The 17,942-nt window shown below is 70.3% G+C and carries 16 protein-coding genes; 10 read left to right on the top strand and 6 right to left on the bottom strand.

What is annotated here, in order from left to right:
- Positions 1-114: 114 nt before the first annotated feature.
- Complete coding sequence (gene ku / locus P1K89_RS12130) at positions 115-1,062, top strand: non-homologous end joining protein Ku (RefSeq protein ID WP_284616706.1); 948 nt, start codon at positions 115-117, stop codon at positions 1,060-1,062.
- A 10-nt stretch (positions 1,063-1,072) separates the two neighbouring features.
- Here ku and P1K89_RS12135 read toward each other — a convergent pair whose 3' ends face one another.
- From P1K89_RS12135 to P1K89_RS12145, 3 genes are all read right to left on the bottom strand, one after another.
- Positions 1,073-1,465 carry a hypothetical protein gene (locus P1K89_RS12135; RefSeq protein ID WP_284616707.1) on the bottom strand — a complete coding sequence of 131 codons (393 nt, stop codon included), beginning with the start codon at positions 1,463-1,465 and terminating at the stop codon, positions 1,073-1,075.
- A 73-nt stretch (positions 1,466-1,538) separates the two neighbouring features.
- Positions 1,539-3,809, bottom strand: coding sequence for a DNA ligase D (gene ligD, locus P1K89_RS12140; protein ID WP_284616708.1), 2,271 nt, complete (start codon positions 3,807-3,809; stop codon positions 1,539-1,541).
- A gap of 6 nt (positions 3,810-3,815) precedes the next feature.
- Positions 3,816-4,325, bottom strand: coding sequence for a hypothetical protein (locus P1K89_RS12145; protein WP_284616709.1), 510 nt, complete (start codon positions 4,323-4,325; stop codon positions 3,816-3,818).
- Between the two features lie 150 nt (positions 4,326-4,475).
- On the opposite strand from P1K89_RS12145, the gene P1K89_RS12150 reads away from it, so the two are divergent.
- The 5 genes from P1K89_RS12150 (at position 4,476) to P1K89_RS12170 (ending at position 9,220) form a co-directional block, all read left to right on the top strand.
- Positions 4,476-5,102 (top strand): DJ-1/PfpI family protein, encoded by a 627-nt coding sequence (locus P1K89_RS12150; RefSeq protein ID WP_284616710.1) that lies wholly within the window; start codon positions 4,476-4,478, stop codon positions 5,100-5,102.
- Positions 5,103-5,596: 494 nt separating this feature from the next.
- Complete coding sequence (locus P1K89_RS12155; RefSeq protein ID WP_284616711.1) at positions 5,597-5,902, top strand: hypothetical protein; 306 nt, start codon at positions 5,597-5,599, stop codon at positions 5,900-5,902.
- 108 nt (positions 5,903-6,010) lie between these two features.
- Positions 6,011-6,526, top strand: coding sequence for a hypothetical protein (locus P1K89_RS12160; protein WP_284616712.1), 516 nt, complete (start codon positions 6,011-6,013; stop codon positions 6,524-6,526).
- Between the two features lie 172 nt (positions 6,527-6,698).
- A complete protein-coding gene (locus P1K89_RS12165; RefSeq protein ID WP_284616713.1) occupies positions 6,699-7,172 on the top strand; it encodes a PAS domain-containing protein in 474 nt (157 codons plus the stop codon).
- A gap of 47 nt (positions 7,173-7,219) precedes the next feature.
- Complete coding sequence (locus P1K89_RS12170) at positions 7,220-9,220, top strand: PAS domain-containing hybrid sensor histidine kinase/response regulator (RefSeq protein ID WP_284616714.1); 2,001 nt, start codon at positions 7,220-7,222, stop codon at positions 9,218-9,220.
- Positions 9,221-9,336: 116 nt separating this feature from the next.
- Here P1K89_RS12170 and P1K89_RS12175 read toward each other — a convergent pair whose 3' ends face one another.
- The gene (locus P1K89_RS12175; RefSeq protein WP_284616715.1) at positions 9,337-9,786 is read right to left on the bottom strand and encodes an Rv1443c family protein; all 450 of its coding nucleotides are present in this window, start codon (positions 9,784-9,786) and stop codon (positions 9,337-9,339) included.
- A 27-nt stretch (positions 9,787-9,813) separates the two neighbouring features.
- On the bottom strand, positions 9,814-10,458 hold the full coding sequence (gene trhA / locus P1K89_RS12180; protein ID WP_284616716.1) for a PAQR family membrane homeostasis protein TrhA: 645 nt from the start codon (positions 10,456-10,458) through the stop codon (positions 9,814-9,816).
- Positions 10,459-10,605: 147 nt separating this feature from the next.
- On the opposite strand from trhA, the gene P1K89_RS12185 reads away from it, so the two are divergent.
- Positions 10,606-10,980 (top strand): phosphopantetheine adenylyltransferase, encoded by a 375-nt coding sequence (locus P1K89_RS12185; RefSeq protein ID WP_284616717.1) that lies wholly within the window; start codon positions 10,606-10,608, stop codon positions 10,978-10,980.
- A 58-nt stretch (positions 10,981-11,038) separates the two neighbouring features.
- Positions 11,039-11,536 (top strand): DUF2059 domain-containing protein, encoded by a 498-nt coding sequence (locus tag P1K89_RS12190; protein ID WP_284616719.1) that lies wholly within the window; start codon positions 11,039-11,041, stop codon positions 11,534-11,536.
- Positions 11,537-11,551: 15 nt separating this feature from the next.
- On the opposite strand, the gene P1K89_RS12195 is transcribed toward P1K89_RS12190, so the two are convergent.
- Positions 11,552-12,544: a serine hydrolase family protein gene (locus P1K89_RS12195; protein ID WP_284616720.1), complete on the bottom strand. Its 993-nt coding sequence runs from the start codon at positions 12,542-12,544 to the stop codon at positions 11,552-11,554.
- Positions 12,545-12,768: 224 nt separating this feature from the next.
- On the opposite strand from P1K89_RS12195, the gene P1K89_RS12200 reads away from it, so the two are divergent.
- The gene (locus P1K89_RS12200; RefSeq protein WP_284616721.1) at positions 12,769-14,163 is read left to right on the top strand and encodes a toll/interleukin-1 receptor domain-containing protein; all 1,395 of its coding nucleotides are present in this window, start codon (positions 12,769-12,771) and stop codon (positions 14,161-14,163) included.
- Positions 14,160-17,912, top strand: coding sequence for a WD40 repeat domain-containing protein (locus P1K89_RS12205; protein WP_284616722.1), 3,753 nt, complete (start codon positions 14,160-14,162; stop codon positions 17,910-17,912). Before P1K89_RS12200 ends, P1K89_RS12205 begins: the two co-directional genes overlap by 4 nt.
- The last annotated feature ends 30 nt before the right edge of the window (positions 17,913-17,942 follow it).

Genomic DNA, 17,942 nt, shown 5'->3' on the forward strand with positions numbered 1-17,942 from the left:
CGCGCGGATTTCATGGACCCGCGCCATGGCACGCCGTGGCAAACCGCGTGCCGGTCACGCGGCATGGCGCTTGCCGATCGGCGGCATCGATCCTTGTCGAGACGGGAGAACGGCATGCCGCGTGCGATCTGGAAAGGCGCGATCAGCTTCGGCCTGGTGCACGTGCCGGTGGCGATGTATCCGGCCTCGAGCGAATCGGGCATCGACTTCGACTGGCTCGACAAGCGCAACCTCGACCCGGTGGGCTACAAGCGCGTCAACAAGCGCACCGGCCGCGAGATCGACAAGGAACAGATCGTGCGCGGCGTGAAGCTCGCGGGCAGCGACGACTACGTGCTGCTATCCGACGAGGAGATTGCCGAGGCCTACCCGAAGACGATGCAGACCATCGCCATCGAGCATTTCGTGCAGGCGGGCGAGGTGCCGTTCGTGCACCTGGAGAAGCCGTGCTACCTGGAGCCGTCGGGCCGGGGCGCCGACAAGGTCTATGCGCTGCTGCGCGAGGCGATGCAGCAGGAGCAGGTGATCGGCATCGCGCGGGTCGTGATGCATCTGAAGGAACACCTCGCCGCGCTGGTGCCGGCGGGGCCTGCGCTGATGTTGAACACCCTGCGCTGGTCGGAGGAGATCCGCACCTGGGAGGAACTGTCGCTGCCGCCCGAAGGACGCGGCAGCGCGAAGCTCAAGGCAGCGGAGCTGGAGATGGCCTCGAAGCTGGTGCGCGAGATGGTCTCGCCGTTCCAGGTCGACCGCTACCACGACCGCTTCGCCGAGCAGATCCGTGCCCTGGTGAAGGAACGCAGCGAGGCGGGCAAGACGCATCGCATCGAGGCGCGCGAGCCGGCGCCGGAGACCAGCGCGACGGTCATCGACCTGGCGGACCTGCTCAAGCGCAGCCTGGGCGAGCGCAAGGCGCCGGCGAAGTCGTCGTCAGCGGCCGGCGAGCGGCCGGCAAAGGCCTCGGCCAGGCGCGCCGAGAAGGCACATTCGCCGGCCGAGCCGCGCGGCGAGAAGGCGGCTGCGAAGGCCGCCCGCCGCGCCCGGGCGCCGCGCCGCGCCTGACCGCGCCGACTCAGTGCTTCGCCGCGGCCTTCGGCCGGCGGCGCGCCTCGTCGAGCGCGGCCGCCTTCGCGGCGGCCTTCTCGGCGCGCGTGCGATGCGGCTTGGCGGACTTGCCGGCGCCGTTGCCGTCCTTGGCGGCCTTCGTCGCCTTCGGCCCGCCCTTGGCTTCGGGATGGTGCGTGCGCGCGAGGCGCTCGACGGCGGTGGGCCGCGGCCCGGCCGCGCGGGCCTCGCGTTGCGCGCGCTCCTGCTTCAGCTGTGCGCGTTCGGCCAGCAGCGCGTCCTCCTCGGCCGAGGGGGCGTCGCCCGCGCCCTGGGCCTCGAGGCGCTTCTCGCGCGCCCGGTGCAGTTGCTGTCCGTTCTGCGAGATGCGCTTGGTCAGCGAGGAAGTACGAATCGGCATGGCGTGACCTCCTGATGGGGGAACGACGACTGTATGCCGGCGCCGCCCAGGCCACCAGGGGCAGCGGTGCGGTTCACGCCACTTCCTCGTTCGCCGAGGCCGCCGCGTCGAAGCCCAGCCGCTTCATCGCCGCGGTCAGTCCCTGGCGGCTGGCGAAGAAGCCGGTCCACGGATCGCGGGACCAGCGCCGCACATGCTGCGCGGCGTCGGCGATGGTCCAGTGCGCGCCCGACTCCACCATGTCCAGCCGCTCCCAGGGCACCGGCATCGACACGCCCAGCCCGGGCCGCGCGCGGGCCGAGAAGGCCACCGCGGTGGTCGCGCCGAGCCCGTTGCGCAGGTAGTCGACGAAGATGCGGCCGATCCGGTTCGAGGCGCCGCTGGTGGCGACGAAGCGCTCCGGGAAGCCGCGCGCCAGGTGGCGCACCAGCAGGCGCGAGAAGCCGCGCACCACGTCGGCCGGCCAGCGCGCGGCGATCGGCACCACCACGTGCAGGCCCTTGCCGCCGCTGGTCTTCAGCCAGGAGCGCAGGCCCAGCTCGTCCAGCGCGTCGCGCACCAGCGCGGCGGACTCGCGCACCGTTTCCCACGCCACGCCTTCGCCGGGATCGAGGTCCAGCACCATGCGGTTGGGCAGGTCGACACGCCGGCTCGCGGCATTCCAGCCGTGGAACTCGACCACGTTCATCTGCGCCGCGCCGACCAGCGCCTCGACGCTGGTGATCTCGATCAGCGGCTCGTGGCCGGGCCACAGCACCGGGTCCAGCACACGCAGCCCCGGGATGCGCAGCTGGCCGGCATGGCGCTGGAAGAAGGTTTCGCCGTCGACGCCGCCGGGCGCGCGCAGCAGCGCGACGGGCCGGCCGCGCAGGTGCGGCAGCAGGTGCTCGGCGATCGCCTCGTAGTAGCGCACCAGGTCGAGCTTGCGGGCGCCGCTGCGGGCATCGATCACCCGCTCGGGATGGCTGACGACGATGCCGGCGACCACCGGCGTGCCGTCGTCGCTGCGGTCGCCGCCGCGGTTGCCGCCGCCCGAGGGTGGCGCGCCGGCCGACGCCGGCGGCGGCAGCAGGGTCTCGTGCGCGGCCGCCACCGCCCTGGGGCCTTCGCCGGCGGCCGCGGCGAGCGCCGGCCCAGGTTCCCCGAGCGTCGCCTCGCGGTGCACCTGGCGCGGCGGCTTGTCGCGCCGCAGGCCCTGGAACACCGCGTGGCGCACCTGGCCTTCGGGTGTCCATTCGCTGAAGCTGACCTCGGCCACCACGCGGGGTCGCACCCAGTGCGGCCGGCCGCTGGCCGCGCCGCGGGAGTGGTGGCGGGCCTCGTCGCCTTCGAACGGCGAGTGGCCGGTCTGCAGGGCCGCCAGGCGGCGCCGCAGCTCGATCGCGGTTGTCACGTCGAAGCCGGTGCCGACACGGCCGGCGCTGAGCAGCCGGCCGTTGTGGTCGTAGTGGCCCAGCAGCAGGCTGCCGACCGCCTGCGCGGAATCGGCGCGGTCGGTGAAGCCGCCGATGACGAATTCCTGCCGCAGCTGGCACTTCAGCTTCAGCCAGCTGTCGCTGCGCCGGCTGACGTAGGGCGCGTCCTGGCGCTTGGCGACCACGCCTTCGAGCCGGTCGGCGCAGGCGCGGCGCAAGGCCGACGCGAGGTCGCCGCCCAGGTCGGCGCTGAAGCGCACGCGGGCGGCGGGGCCGTCGCCCTCGGCCCGATCGCCGAACAGCCGTTGCAGGCGCGCGCGGCGCTCGCGCAGCGGCAGCTCGCGCAGGTCCCGCCCGTCGAGGAAGGGGGCGTCGAAGAGCCAGAAGACCACCGCATCGCTGCGCTGGCCTGCGGCGTGGTCGCCTGTGCGATCGCCGGTCAAGCCCGGCACCTCGCCGGTCGCGCCGTCGAGCGCGTTCTGCAGCCGGTTGAAGTCGGCGCGGCCATCGTCACCGGGCACGACGATCTCGCCGTCGAGCCAGCTGTTCGGCGGGGCGATCGCGCCGACCGCCTGCGCCAGTCGCCCCAGGCGCGCCGTCCAGTCCTGGCCGTTGCGGGTGAACAGGCGCACCGCGCCGCTCGCCTCGACGCGGGCGAGCAGCCGGTAGCCGTCGAACTTGATTTCCGCGCGCCAGTCGCCGCCGACCGGCAGCCGCGTGCTCGCCAGCGCGAGCTGCGGCGCCAGCCGCTCGGGCAGGCGGGGGCCGTCGCGGCGACGGCGCGCCTGGCGCAGGGCCTCGAGCTCGTCGTCGTCGGAGCTCTGCGGCGGCAGAGGCTGCGGCACGATGCGCGGCAGCGGATCGCCTTTGGCGAGGGCGCCGGCGCCCTGTTCGCTCAGCGAGGTCTGGGAAGTCGGGTAGGCGGACACCGTGGTTCAGCGCCGGGCGTGCGCGGCTTCGTCGCGGACCATGCGCTCCTCCTCGGTGCCGGAGGGGCTCTGCGCGTCGAGCCCGCGGTCGGGCGACTCGGCCACCTGCGGCTGCGGCTGCGCCGGCTCGATCAGTTCCTCGATGATGAAGCGGCCGTAGTGCTGGGCGCGCTCGGCCCGCCAGGGCCGCGCGGCGTCGGCGATGCGCTGCGCCTGCTCGTCCGTCGGTGCCGCAACCACCAGGAAGTGGCGCCCCTTCTCGGCGGCGGCGCGGTGCGCCTTGCTCAGGTTGATCTCCTGGCCGATCGCCGAGACGCCGCTCGCGGCCTGCATCTCCTTGTCGATCTGCTCGATCATCTGTCGCGGCGTGTACATCGCCATGTCGGCCAGCGCCACGCCCAGCCGCTCGATCGATTCGGCGGCGGCCTCGAGATCGCGCAGATTGGCGAACTGGATCAGCACATGTCCAACCGGTTTGAAGACGCCGAAACTGGTCGGAGGGGACTGCTTGTCCATGGTGGTGATGTCCTGCGGTGAGGCGATGTTCCACGGCGTCTGGCAAGGGGCGTGCCCGCCGCGCCGAAGGGCCGGCCGCGGCACGCGGCGCGGGAACGTCGCTTGCCGCCGCCGCGCATCGCTTACACCGCTCGACGAAGGCTGGCCGCCATGCTGCGTTTCGTGCACCTCTACGTCTTTCCCGGCTATGCGGACTGGGAACCCGCCCACGCGATCGCCGGCATCCATTCGCCGGACTGGCAACGCGAGCCCGGCCGCTACCAGGTGCGCACCGTCGCCGCCGGCGGTGGCCTGGTGCAATCGATGGGCGGGGTGTCGGTGCTGCCGGACCTCGCGCTGTCGCAGCTGAAGGACGCGGACAGCGCGCTGCTGATCCTGCCGGGCGGCCCGAACTGGGAAGACGCCGACGGCCATGTCGAGGCGCTGGATCGCGCCGGCGAGTTCATCGAGCGCGGCATCCCGGTCGCGGCGATCTGCGGTGCCACGGCCGGCCTCGCGCGGCGCGGCTGGCTGGACCGCCGCCCGCACACGAGCAATGCGGCGTCGTACCTCGCCGGCACCGGCTATGCGGGGGCCGACGCCTACCGCGACGAGGCGGTGGTCAACGACCGCGGTCTGATCACCGCGGCTGGCACGGCGTCCGTCGACTTCGCGCGGGAGATCTTTCTGCAGCTCGGGTTGTACGAGGACGAGGTGCTGCAGGCCTGGACCCAGCTGCACAAGACCGGCAAGTCCGAGTACTTCGCCCGTTTGCAGCGCGCGGCGGCGGCGGCCTGAATCAGCCGCGAGGCACGTTCGGGGTGCCTCCGCGCGGCCGCCGCAGCCCCGCGCGCTCGTCCGGGTCATCCCGCTCGTAGTCGTCCCGTGGCCGCTCATCCGGCATGTCATGCACCACCTCCCCGGTGAGCGGCGGCGGGGGCTTGGGCGATGGCGCGGGGGCGCCCGCAGGACGTTCGGACGAAGACGGCGAAGAGGGAGCAGTGGGCGTCGTGGGAGAAGTGGGCTTCATCGCATCACCTCCTGGGGTCGATGAGCATGCCGACACGCCGACCTGGATCAGCGCGCCGGCGGTGACCGGCGTGTCGCCGATGCGCAAGTGCTCGCATTCGGCCCTTTGCAGCAGCGACTCCATCCCGCGTCGCAGCAAGCCCGGTGCCCGCTTCCCCCGGCGCAGGGTGGCACGGTGGGCGCGGCGGCGGCGGGCACCGCACTTGCCTCGCCGTTGGCGTCGGCAGTGGAGCCGGCTATCCACATCACTCCAGGAGATAGAGATGCCTGACCAGAAGCGAGATCAACAGCAGGACCAGAACCAGCGCCAGGGCAACCAGGCGGGCCAGGGCGGCCAGAACGAGGCCGGCCAGAACCAGGGCGGGCGCCAGCAGCAGCGCGACGACGAGGACCGCGGCATGGCGCGTGACGAGGACCAGGGCCGCAACAGCCAGCAGGGCGACCAGGCCGGCCGCAAGTCCGGAAACCAGTCGGGCAACCAGGCTGGCAACCAGTCCGACAGCCAGTCGGGCAACCAGTCCGGCAAGCAAGGCGACCGCAGCGGCCAGGGGCAGCGCGGCCGCGAGTGAAGCGGCGGGCCGATGAGGCCTTGCTAACGCGTCATTGACGCAGCCGATGCGCCGCGGCGGCCGACCGGTCGCCCGGCGCATCCTTCGATCGGCCGAAGGAGCGACGCCATGAGCGATCCGCATCCCGCCGCGCAGGCGATGCTGGACCACCTGTTCGCGCTCGAGACCGCGGCGCAGCGGCGCTGCGATGCCAGCGCGGCACGGATCGACTCGGGGCCGATGAACGCGCTGCTGCTGCTGCACTCTGCCGCGCACCGCGGCAACGCGCAGCGCCTCAGCGATGCGGTGGTGCTGCTGTGCGGCACGCCACCGTCGGGCCTGACGGACACCCTGGCCTCCGATCCGGCCGGCCCGGGCTTCCCCGCCGGCGACCACGGCATCGATGCGCTGCTCGACGCCTGCATCGCCGAGGACCGGCAGGCCGCCGAGGCCTACCAGCGGGCGATCGCGCACGACGCCGCCGGCGGATGGCGCTGGCCCGAGGGCGTGCCGGTGATCCTCGAGGCCGGGCTGCGCTCGAACGAGGCGCGTTGCCGCGAGCTCATCGACGCCAAGGCGGCGGGCGAGCGACCGCGCGGCGCCGCGGCGCGCGCCGAGCCCAGCGGTGACGCCCCGGCGCCCTAGCGGCCGGCGGCAAGTCTTGCGGCAAGCGGCGCAGGCCGCGCTCCGGCGCGGACCCCTCTGAACGCTCCCGACGCGGGAAAACGAGAACTCCCCACGCACGGTGGGTTCAGTCCGGGCGGCTGCTGCCGAAAGCAGAAGTCATGGACCCGAACAACCCGACCCGCCGCGCCCCGTGATCCCTCCTGTCTCGCTGGCCCCCGCGGCCCACCACATCGAGCGTGGCTCCATCCTCGTCCTGACGCTGGACCTGCGGCAGCGCATCCGCTACTGCAGCCCGGCGATCACCCGGGCCACCGGCTTCGCCCCGCACGAACTGGTCGGCGAATCGTGGCTGCGCCTGCGTCACGCCGACATGCCGATGCGGGTGATGCGCGAGCTGTGGACGTCGCTGGAGCACGGCGCGGCCTGGGTCGCGCCGTTCAAGCTCGCCTGCAAGGATGGCGGCCACTGCTGGGCGCGCGCGAGTTTCGCGTCGGTGGTCGACCGGCATGGCGGCATCTCGATCGTCGCGGTGCTGACGCGGCCCGGGGCCGTGCACGTGCGCGGCGCCGAGGCGCTGTACGCCAGCATGCGCAACCGCACCACCGCCTGGCTGGAAACGCTGGCCGCGCAACGGCTGGAACTGGGCGACGTGCTGCGCTGGTGAGCCGCCACTGACCTGGCCGGCGCGGCAATTGCCCTATGCTGCGCTGAATGCCCACGTCCGGTACCGATCCCCTCGCGCTGCAGTCGTCGATCGATGACGGCCAGGGCGCGGGCGGCCGCGCGGGCGTCGCGCTGCAGGCCACCGACGAGCGCTACCGGCAGTTGGTGGAGAGCGTGGTCGACTACGCCATCTTCCTGCTGGACACCGACGGCCGCGTGGCGACCTGGAACCTGGGCGCCGAGCGCATCAAGGGCTGGCGCGCCGACGAGATCATCGGCCGCAGCTTCGAGACCTTCTACCCGCCCGACGTGGCCGCCAGCGGCTGGCCCCGGGAAGAGTTGCGACGCGCCAGCGCCGAGGGCCGCTTCGAGGACGAAGGCTGGCGCGTGCGCAAGGACGGCACGCGTTTCTGGGCCAGCGTGGTGATCACCGCGCTGCGCGATGCGCAAGGCGCGCTGCAGGGCTTCTCCAAGGTCACGCGCGACCTGACCGAGCGCCGCCTGCACGAGCAGGCGCTGCAGCAGAGCGAGGAACAGCTGCGGCTGATGGTCGAGTCGGTGCGCGACTACGCGATCTTCATGCTCGACCCCGACGGCCATGTGCTGACCTGGAACGCCGGCGCCGCGGCAATCAAGGGCTATGCCGCCGACGAGGTGCTGCTGCGCGACTTCTCGATGTTCTTCACTGCCGCCGACATCGCCGCTGGCAAGCCGCAGCAGGAGCTGCGGACCGCGCTGCGCGACGGCCGCGCGGAAACCCAGGGCTGGCGGGTGCGGCGCGACGGCACGCTGTTCTGGGCCAGCGTGATGATCACGCCGGTGCGCTCCGAGGACGGCCGGCTGCGCGGCTTCGCCAAGGTCACGCGCGACCTGACGGCACAGCGCCGGCTGCTGGAGCTGGAACACGCCAGCCAGCGCACCAACGAGTTCATCGCGATGCTGGCGCACGAGCTGCGCAACCCGCTGGCGCCGATCCGCAATGCGGCCAACGTGCTGCAGCTGCAGCCGGCGCTGCCGGCCGCGGCGCTGCCGATGTGCCGCATCATCGAGCGCCAGGTGGGTCACCTGACGCGGCTGGTCGACGACCTGCTCGACGTCGGACGCATCGTCAACGGCAAGATCGCCGTCGAGCAAGTGCCGCTGGACTACCGCGACGTCGTGCTGGCGTCGGTCGACGTGATCCGGCCGCTGGCCGACGAACGCCGCCAGTTGCTGCTGCTGGGCGCGCTGCCGCCGGCGCTGCCGATGCGGGGCGATCCGACACGGCTGGCGCAGGCGCTGCAGAACCTGCTGCACAACGCGGTGCGCTACACGCCCGAAGGCGGCGAGGTCCGCGTGATCGTGCGCGTCGAGGGCGCCAGTTGCGTCACCACGGTCACCGACAACGGCGTCGGCATCGCCGCACCCGCGCTGGAACGCATCTTCGACCTCTTTCACCAGGAGCCTGGCGCCGAGCGTCAGCCCTCGCAGAGCGGCCTGGGCATCGGACTGAGCCTGGCGCGGTCGCTGGTCGAGCAGCACGGCGGCATGCTCAGCGCGCACAGCGAGGGCCTCGGCCGGGGCAGCAGCTTCACGATGGTGCTGCCGCTGCGCGAGCCCGCGGCCGACCTGCCGGCGACCGCCGTGGACGCCGTGGACACCGCCGCACCGGCGCCTGCCACGGCGACCCGCCGCGTGCTGGTGGTGGACGACAACCGCGATGCCACCGACACGATGCTGCGCTTCCTTCAATTGCTGGGCCACCCGGCGCGCGGCGCCTACGACGGCGACGAGGCCCTCGCCGCGGCCGAGACGTTCGCGCCGGAGCTGGTGCTGCTGGACCTGAACATGCCCGGCAGCGACGGGTTCGCCGTGCTTCGCAGGCTGCGCGAGAGGGGCGGCGCCGCGGTGTACATCGCCGCGATGACCGGATATGGCCAGGCCGGCGATCGCCGCAACACCGGCGAGGCCGGCTTCCAGGCGCACCTGACCAAGCCGGTGGGCGCCGAGCAGTTGCTGGAAGTGCTGCGCGCCGCCGCCGATGCGCGCTGGCAGGCGGCGCCGGGCTGAACGCCTGCCGCATCAGGCGGCGCAGCTGCGGGTCATCCGTAACGGCGGCGCAGCCGCGGATCATCCGTAACGGCGGCGCAGCCGCAGATCATCCGTAACGGCGGCGCAGCCGCGGATCATCCGTAACGGCGGCGCAGCCGCCGGTGGCGGTGCGCGAACACCGCGCGATACACCGGCAGCAGCAGCCAGGCCAGCCCCGGCAGCCGGCTCTCGACGGTGACCCGGTCGGTCAGCACGCAGCCGCGCGGACTGGCGCGGGTGCTGCGTTCATGCCGCCAGCGGCGGTTGGTCCACGAGGTGGATTCCTCGACGAAGCCTCCAGCCGGGTTCACCGACTGCAGCTGCAGCGCATGGCGGTCGACCGGCAGCAACCCGAACAGCAGGATCCAGCTGCGGAACAGCACGCGGCCCGTCTGCCATGCGTCGAGCGGGCCATCGCGCCAGCCGGGCGGCGCGGTCATGTGCACCAGCGGGTTCAGCTCGGCATTGACCGCGCGCATCGACATGCCGGCCCAGAAGGCTTCGGGCGGAATCGGCAGCTCGGATTGTTGGGTGAACTGCGGCATCAGGCCTGCCGCCTCGCGCGGGCCGCGTCACGCATGCCAGAGCGCCGCGAAGAAGTGGCAGGTGCTGCCGCCGATGACGAACAGGTGCCAGGCGAAGTGCGCGTAGCGCAGCTTCGAGTCCAGCAGGAACAGCACCGCGCCGACGGTGTACGACAGGCCGCCGGCCACCAGCCAGGCGATGCCCGCGGGCGCCATGCGCTCCACCAGCGGCTGCGCGGCGATCAGCGCCACCCAGCCCATCGCGACGTAGAGCCCGGTCGACCACAGCGGATGCTTCAGCCGGTCGAACAGCTTGGCCGCGATGCCCAGCCCCGCCGCGGCCCAGACGATGCCGAACAGCGTCCAGCCCCAGGCGCCCCGCAGCACGCCGAGCACGAAGGGCATGTAGCTGCCGGCGATGAACAGGTAGATCGACGCGTGGTCGAGCCGGTTGAACCAGCGCTTCGCCGCGCCGGCCGGCAACGCGTGGTACAGCGTGGACACCAGGTACAGCACGATGGCGGTGCCGGCGAAGAGGCTGGCGGCGATCACGTTGGCGGCGCTGCCGCGCACGGCCGCGTGGTGCACCAGGATCGGCAGCGACGCGATTGCCAGCAGGCAGCCGATGCCGTGGCTGATGGCGTTGGCGATCTCCTCGCCGAGGGTCTGGTCGCGGAGGGTCGAAGCGGTCATCGGAAGTACCTTCGGGCTGCGCCCTCCGGTGTTCGCCCTTCGGGCGGCCGTGCGGGCTCACGGGACGAATCGTAGACGATGGTCCCGGCCGGTCATTACCTCGCAGGTCATCGCGCGCGGCGCGTGGAGCCGCTAGAAACGCGGTCCATGCGCTACGTCATCCCGCTGATCCTGGTCCTCGTCGCCCTCGTCCACCTGCTGCCGCTGGCCGGCGTGCTCGGCGCCTCGCAGCTGCAGGACCTGTACGGCATCCCGGTCGCCGAGTCCAACCTCGAGATCCTGATGCGCCACCGGGCGGTGCTGTTCGGCCTGCTCGCCGCAGGGCTGCTGTGGGCCGCCTTCCGTCCGGACCTGCGCACCGCGGCCCTCGCGGCGGGCGTCGTCAGCGTCGGGTCGTTCGTCTGGCTCGCCTGGTCGGTCGGGGGCGCCAACGCGGCGTTGCAGCGGGTGGCGTGGGTCGACGTGCTGGCGCTGGCGCTGCTGGTGATCGGGGCGGTTCTTCACGCGGTGCACGAGGGTTGAGGGTGCCGGCCGGGTGTCGCATGACAATCGCCTCCATCACCACCACCGGATCCACGTCATGCGCCGCCTCTCCACCTTCGCCATCGCGCTGCTGGCCAGCGCCTGCCTGCATGCCGCACCCGCGAGCGTCGAGTCGGTCGAGACCCTGCTGCAGCTGTCGCGGGCCGAGGCCTCGATGGAGGCGTCCTACGCCGGTGTCGAGCAGCTGATGCGCACGTCGATGAGCGGCATCACGCAGGGCAAGCCGCTTACGGCCGAGCAGCAGCGCGTGCTCGACGCCGCCCCCGCGAAGTTCACCGCGGTGATGCGCGAGGAGATGAGCTGGGCGAAGCTGAAGCCGCACTTCGTGAAGCTCTACGCCGAGACCTTCGACCAGGCCGAGATCGACGGCCTGATCGCCTTCTACCGCAGCCCCGCAGGCCAGGCCTTCATCAACAAGATGCCGGTGGTGGTGCAGAAGTCGATGGCGATGACCCAGACGCTGATGCAGACGCTGATGCCGAAGATGCAGGCGGCGATGCAGGAGGCGATGCAGGAAGCCCGGATCGCGAAGTGAGCCGGGCGCCCGGCCTCAGCTCAGCGCCCCGCCGCTGCGCCAGGCCCGGCGAATCTGGTAGCCGCACTGCGCCGACGCGAAGCCTTCCTGCTCGCCGCTCAAGCGCTGCCGCGCGATGACGCCGTAGCTGCGCGTCCACGGATCGATCCACGGGTAGAAGCCGAATGCGCCGGGGCTGCTGAACGCACCGTCGCCGGCCTGCGGGTCGTCCTCGACCCAGTGCCCGAGCGCGTAGTGCCAGCTCAACGACGGCGGCACCGGCGTGTCGACGGCGTCGGCGCAGGTCAGCGGGTTGGTGCAGACCGCTTCGTCGCCCAGGCGCCGGCCGAGCAGCAGGCTGCCGTCGAGCAGGCGGCGCAGGAAGGCGCCGTACTGCGTCGCGCTGGCGATCAGCCCGCCGGGCGGCTGCGGCGCCGTGTAGATGAAGCCGAACTGGCCGATCTTGCCGCTCACTTCGGCCGTCAGCGCCGCCGGGCCGTAGGCGCCCAGGCCCAGCTCGTGGGCCTGGCGCTGCATGTGGCCGCCGTTGTAGAAGAACTTGCCGTCGTGCAGGCGGGTGTAGCGGCCGTTCGAGCCGGTGTCCAGGCAGGCGTCGACCGTCTGCGCGTCGTCGCACGACAGCGCGCCCATGCTGTGGTAGCCGCTGCGGAAGGTCAGGAACTTGACGTCGGCATCGCTCAACACGCCGCCACGCCGCTGCACGACGTAGGCGCTCCACACCCACTTCGACGCCGAGGCGATCGGCATCGCGGTGGTCGCGCCCGGCGCGCCGCTGCCGACGCTGCCGCCGGCCAGCACGCCGCGGGTGTCGCCCACTTCCCAGTAGAACGGGCGGATCGCCTGGCAGGCCGGATGGGTCTGCGCGACGCGCGCGGCCAGCGCGCCGCCGTGGGCGATGCGCTCGGCGGTGCGGGTGGCTTCGCTGTCTTCGCTGCTGCCGCTGCCGCCGCAGGCGGCGAGCAGGGCGGCCAGCAGCACCAGGCTGCCGCCCCGGATCGGATGCCCCATGTCCACGCTCCCCTCGTTCGAATGGGGTTCATTCGAGCGACGTCATGTGAGCGGCGTGTTGCCACGACGTCCTATTGCGTGAATCAAATGACAGAGTGCACTTCAAGCTAGGGGTATCGGGTCTCGTCCTTTACCGGGTGCTCGTCTTCATTGATTGTGTGGAGGCCGCTCGCGTTCTTGGCGCGTACGCTACTCGCCGTGGTGCCATGGGGAACGTGCGAGTGATGAGCGAAAGTGGCTGGCGCAGGCTGCTGAGCCAGATCAGCGAACGCCTCGTCGTTCCTGTCATCGGCCCGCAGCTGATGGTGAGCGATGACAGCGAGCGGAACCTCCAGCACGATCTCGCGCAACGCCTTCGCGTGCTGCATGACCTGGACACCGCTGAACCCCTGCCTCGATACCGCGAGCTCAATGCCGTCGTCAGCGAGATTCGGCAGAAGAATCCGCACACGAAACTGCAGGACGTGTACGGTGATGTCTGTGATCTGATTCAGGAGATCCTTTCGAACCCCGGCCTCGTCATCCCCGAACCGGTTCGGCAGATCGCCGAGATCGCCGACTTCGATCTGCTCGTCACCCTGACGCCCGACGACCTGCTTGCGCGTGCGTTGCGGCGCCGGATTGCGGTCCGGGAGATCGTTCATTCACCGTACCTGCCCACCAGCATGAAGGATGCGGACCTGCCTGCCGATTGGCGGGAGCGCCAGGCCGAGGTCCACTTGCTGTACCTGTTCGGCAAGGCCAGCCAAGCGCCGCAGTTCGCCATTCACGACGAGGACGTTCTCGAGTACGCGCACAACGTCATAGCGAGAGGTAGTCATTCTCGCGAGCGGTTCTTCGGCGAACTTCGCGATCGCAACCTTCTACTGCTGGGTTCGAACTTTCCGGACTGGCTCGGCCGGTTCTTTCTGCGGGCCACCAACAAACAGCGGCTGCTGGCGGACAACAACAAGCGCGACTGGCTGGTCGACGAGCCGCAGGGGGATGGCGGGCTCACGCTCTTTCTGCGCAGCTTCAGTCACGACACGGAAGTACTCACCAATCAGTCGCCACGTGCGTTTGTCGCCGAACTGCACAGGCGCTGGACCGCCGCCCATGCCGTCCGCGAAGAGCAACGTGCCCTCGCGCGAGCCAGCGAGTCGGAGGCAGCGGCGCAGCAGGCCCTGTTCTTCATCAGCTACAGCCGGACCAGGGACAAGGTGGCGGCCGAGGCCCTTGTCTCCTATTTGCGCAACGACCTGCGGCTGTCCGCGCAGGAAGTCTGGTATGACAGGAACGCCATCGAGCCTGGCGACCGCTTCGCACGAAGCATTCAGGCCGGCATCGCCAGTTGCGAATACTTCATCCCGCTCATCTCCCGTGAATCGGATGCTCTGACGGAAACCTACTTCCGGCGGGAGTGGAAGGCCGCGATCGATCGTGAACAGGCGATCATGGGCAAGACCTTCATCGTGCCGCAAATCGTCGACGCGGACTTCGTTCCGAACGGCTATCGCAACGTCCCACCGGAGTGGATCAACGGTCTTCACTTCGGCCATTGCCCTGGCGGCGTGCCGACCACGGATACCGCTGCGCATCTGAAGAAGCTGGTGCGTGCCTTTCGCGAGACAGGGCAATGAGCGCCGTCGCCGCCGCAGCCGTCCTGCCCGCGGCACCGAGTGGCGTGCGACTGACGAGCGACAACCCTTGGCCGGGACTGGCTGCTTACGACGAGGACTCGAGTAGCTACTTCAAGGGGCGTCGTTCAGAGAAGCTCGAACTCCTGCGGTTGGTGACCCAATTTCCTCACGTCGCGCTCTATGGCAAGTCAGGCTTGGGCAAGAGCTCCTTGCTGCAAGCCGGGCTCTTTCCGTTGCTGCGCGAGAAGAAGACGTACTTGCCGGTCTACGTGCGGCTGAACCTCCATGCCGACTCGCCACTGCCGCCGATGGCGCAGGCGATGCAGGCACTCCAGGACGCGCTGTGCTCGAGCGGCGCCGAATTCACCGAGCCCGCAAAGGGCGAGTCGATCTGGCACTACTTGCATCGTCGAGACCTCGAACTTTGGAGCGTCGACAACTATCCGTTGACTCCGGTGCTGGTATTCGACCAGTTCGAAGAGCTTTTCGCTCCACGGCAGGGCGGATTCTTCGATGCGGCGAGCGTCATGAACGCTCTCGGCGACCTGATCGAGTCGCGTCTGCCCGAGGAGCTTTCGGGGGTCACGGTCGAGCGCAGCCGGCTGTCCGCCTTGGACCTTCAGACCCAGCGCTATCGGACGCTGATCTCGTTCCGCGAGGACTACCTTCCGATCCTGAAGAATTGGGAACGCGGCATTCCGAGTCTGCTGCGAAACTTCCTCGCCCTGCGGCCGATGTCGCGCAGCCAAGCCACCGAGGCGGTCAAAGAGCCTGGCGAGCGCGTACTGGCGCCCGGCATCGAGCATGACATCGTCGAGTTCGTCGGCAACCTCGACAACGACACGCAGGCCGTCGACGCGGAGGTCGCCATCGAGCCGGTACTGCTGAGCCTGTGCTGCACGCAGCTCAATACGCGCCGTGCGGCGGGCAGGCTGATCGACGCCGATCTGCTCATGTCGTCTGGCGCCGACATCCTGCAGGACTTCTACCGATGCGCCCTGGCGGGCATGCCGGACAGGGTGCCGCGCTTCATCGAGGGCCACTTGGTCCAGGGCAAGCGCTACCGCGCGAGCTACCCGGTCGATCTGGCGGTGCAGGACGGACACCTGCACCGAGACGAACTCGCGCTGCTGACTGACAAGCGCCGGTTGCTGCGCGTGGACCCGCAATCGGGCGTCGACCGTGTCGAGTTGATCCACGACCGGCTGGTTGGCGTGGTGGTCGCGGCGCGCGACCTCCGGATGAGCGAGGCGGCGGCAGAGGCGGCAGAGGCACAGCGGCAGCGCGACCGTGAAGTGGCGGAAGCGGCCGCAGAAGGCGTGCGCCGAAGGGCCGAAGCGCTTCGCCTCAAGAAAGATCGAAACCGGCTGATCGTTGCGCTCGGGCTGACATCGGCATTTGCCCTGTTCGCCGTTGTGCAGAGCGTTCGCCTGCAAGGCAGAACCGAAGAGGCGGACGCCGCGGCAGCGACAGCAACGCGGGCCGCGTCCCAGGCGCAGGCGGCTGCCGCGGAGGCGCAGGTGCAACGGAATATCGCGCACCAGCAGACCGCACTTGCGCAAGCGCTGGCGCAGAAGGCCGTCGAGCAGCAGGAGAACGAGCGTCGCCTGCGCGCGACGGCCGATGAGCAGCGAGATCGCGCGGAGGCCGCGGAAAGAAAGTCTGCTGCGGTCATGCGGCAGGCTGTTGCACTCAGGGTTGCCACGGAGGGGCAGGCCACGTTGGCAGGTGTGCGGCCCGGCAGCGATCGTCAGGCCTTGCTCATGCTGGTCGCGGCGCATCGGATAGCACCCGAGTTGCCTGCGGTGAAGGGCCAACTGTTGGAAACCATCAAGAGCACCGCCCGGATGGAGCGCTTGATCGAGACCGGCAGTCGCACGGCCATCTTCACGCCAGACGGAAGAGGAATGGTGCGCGTGGATTCGGCAGGGCGGATCGGCATGTTGGATCTTGCCAAGGGTGCGTGGCGCGGGTTGTACGCCGGTGCGCTCGATGCGGCACCCGCTGCGGCGGCCGGCGACGGGTCATCCGCTACGTCGCAGGTGATCGCCATCAGTCGCGATGGACGTCGTGTCGCGGTGAGCGATGACTTCAACGTCGTCGGCCTTTGGGATGCGCAGTCGGGAAAGCTGATCGCTCGCATGGAGGGCCATGAGAACACGGTGCACGCCCTGGCATTCAGCCCGGATGGCGCTTTGCTCGTCTCGGGCGACGAAGATGGCACTCTGCGCTGGTGGCGGACCGAAGATGGTCGCGAGACTGGTACTTGGTCGGATCCGAAGGCGACGAGTATCTATTCAGTGGCTTTCAGTCCAGACGGCAAGCTGCTGGCATCGGGTGCCGACGAGGGTCAGATCAGGTTCTATGACGCACCGGGGCGCGCTGCGCCCGGCCTCGGCGCGCTGGTTCACGGCGAAGGGGCGGTGCGCGCGTTGGCGTTCAGCTTCGACGGCCAACGGCTCGCATCCGGCGGCGACGACAAGGCGCTGCGCATCTGGGATGTCGCGAGCGGCAAGCGCCTGCATTCCGTCACGGCCCACGAGGACGCCATCACCAGCGTGGCTTTCAACTCGGATGGCCGTGTCGCTTCCGCAAGTGACGACAAGCTGGTCCGGGTGTGGCAGGGGGAGCGGCGAGTCGCCGAACTGAGAGGCCATGACAGCGCGGTGCGTCACGTCGCGTTCAGCCCCGACGGAGCACGGCTGCTGTCGACGGGCGACGATGGAACGGGTCGCGTCTGGCTGGCAAGGACGTGGATCCCGGGGGAGTCCTTGTTCCGTGCGTTCAGACCAGTCTCGCTGGTCCGTTTCGATGAGGATGGCATCGCGGTGAGCGTGGTGCAGGACGATCTCACCAGCCTGACGTGGGACATCACGGGATCGCGCATGAACAGGCCCACGACGCGCATGGACGGCGGCCCGTGGACTCCAGTGGCCTTTGGGCCTGGCAAGCGCGTGGTCGGTTCGGACAGTCGAGGATCGCTGATCGTTTGGGACTTCGAGAAGCGCGCGCCCGCATTGTCAATCCCGGCCCACGCTGCGCGTGCCAGGTCCGTCGCCTACTCGCCGGACGGTGACCGCATCGCTTCGATCGGCAGCGACAACGTGCTGAAGGTATGGGATGGCCGCTCGGGCGAGTTGCTGGCGCAGTCGGTCCAGTTGCCCGCGCAAGCGACGCGTCTCGCGTTCAGCGCGACGGGCTACCGCATCGCGGTCGGGCTCCAGGATGGTGACCTGCTTCTTTACGACAGCAGGACGGCGGCGCGCATCGGCCGGCCGCTCAGCGGTCATTCAGCCGCGGTATCGGCACTGGCATTTCATGAAGAGCGGCTGGCCTCGGCCGACTCGCGCGGCAACGTGCTGATCCGGACAGTGCGTGGCCCGACACAGCCGAGCTTGCCGCTCGCCGGACATGTCGGCCGGGTCAATGCGCTGGCCTTCAGCCCCGACGGCCTGATGCTGGCTTCGGGTGGCGAGGATTCCACTGTGCGGCTGTGGAATTCCAGGAGCGGTGAAAGCGTCGGCATACCGCTGAAGGGTCACGTCAGCTTGTCGCTCGCCTTCGGCAAGGACGGCGTCATTGCATCAGCCGGACGGGATCGCACGGTGCGCCTCTGGCCCGTCTTCCCGCGGTGGTTGGGCCTGCTCTGCAGCAAGGTCGACCCCGATCTCAGTGCCGAGGAGTGGTCGCAACTGGTCTCGCAGGACATCGGATACGTCAAGCCTTGCACGGCGACGGGGCCGGGTTGAAGACGGCAGTGGCGACGGACGCTGGGCGGA

The sequence above is a fragment of the Aquabacterium humicola genome (assembly GCF_030167915.1).
Classification (GTDB): Bacteria; Pseudomonadota; Gammaproteobacteria; order Burkholderiales; family Burkholderiaceae_C; genus Pseudaquabacterium; species Pseudaquabacterium humicola.

Coding starts and splice junctions, on each gene's coding strand:
- P1K89_RS12155 (WP_284616711.1), top strand. CDS start 5,597: ATGCCTGACCAGAAGCGAGATCAACAGCAGGACCAGAACCAGCGCCAG.
- P1K89_RS12150 (WP_284616710.1), top strand. CDS start 4,476: ATGCTGCGTTTCGTGCACCTCTACGTCTTTCCCGGCTATGCGGACTGG.
- P1K89_RS12205 (WP_284616722.1), top strand. CDS start 14,160: ATGAGCGCCGTCGCCGCCGCAGCCGTCCTGCCCGCGGCACCGAGTGGC.
- P1K89_RS12160 (WP_284616712.1), top strand. CDS start 6,011: ATGAGCGATCCGCATCCCGCCGCGCAGGCGATGCTGGACCACCTGTTC.
- trhA (WP_284616716.1), bottom strand. CDS start 10,458: ATGACCGCTTCGACCCTCCGCGACCAGACCCTCGGCGAGGAGATCGCC.
- P1K89_RS12175 (WP_284616715.1), bottom strand. CDS start 9,786: ATGCCGCAGTTCACCCAACAATCCGAGCTGCCGATTCCGCCCGAAGCC.
- ku (WP_284616706.1), top strand. CDS start 115: ATGCCGCGTGCGATCTGGAAAGGCGCGATCAGCTTCGGCCTGGTGCAC.
- P1K89_RS12145 (WP_284616709.1), bottom strand. CDS start 4,325: ATGGACAAGCAGTCCCCTCCGACCAGTTTCGGCGTCTTCAAACCGGTT.
- P1K89_RS12185 (WP_284616717.1), top strand. CDS start 10,606: ATGCGCTACGTCATCCCGCTGATCCTGGTCCTCGTCGCCCTCGTCCAC.
- P1K89_RS12170 (WP_284616714.1), top strand. CDS start 7,220: ATGCCCACGTCCGGTACCGATCCCCTCGCGCTGCAGTCGTCGATCGAT.
- P1K89_RS12200 (WP_284616721.1), top strand. CDS start 12,769: ATGAGCGAAAGTGGCTGGCGCAGGCTGCTGAGCCAGATCAGCGAACGC.
- P1K89_RS12135 (WP_284616707.1), bottom strand. CDS start 1,465: ATGCCGATTCGTACTTCCTCGCTGACCAAGCGCATCTCGCAGAACGGA.
- P1K89_RS12190 (WP_284616719.1), top strand. CDS start 11,039: ATGCGCCGCCTCTCCACCTTCGCCATCGCGCTGCTGGCCAGCGCCTGC.
- P1K89_RS12195 (WP_284616720.1), bottom strand. CDS start 12,544: ATGGGGCATCCGATCCGGGGCGGCAGCCTGGTGCTGCTGGCCGCCCTG.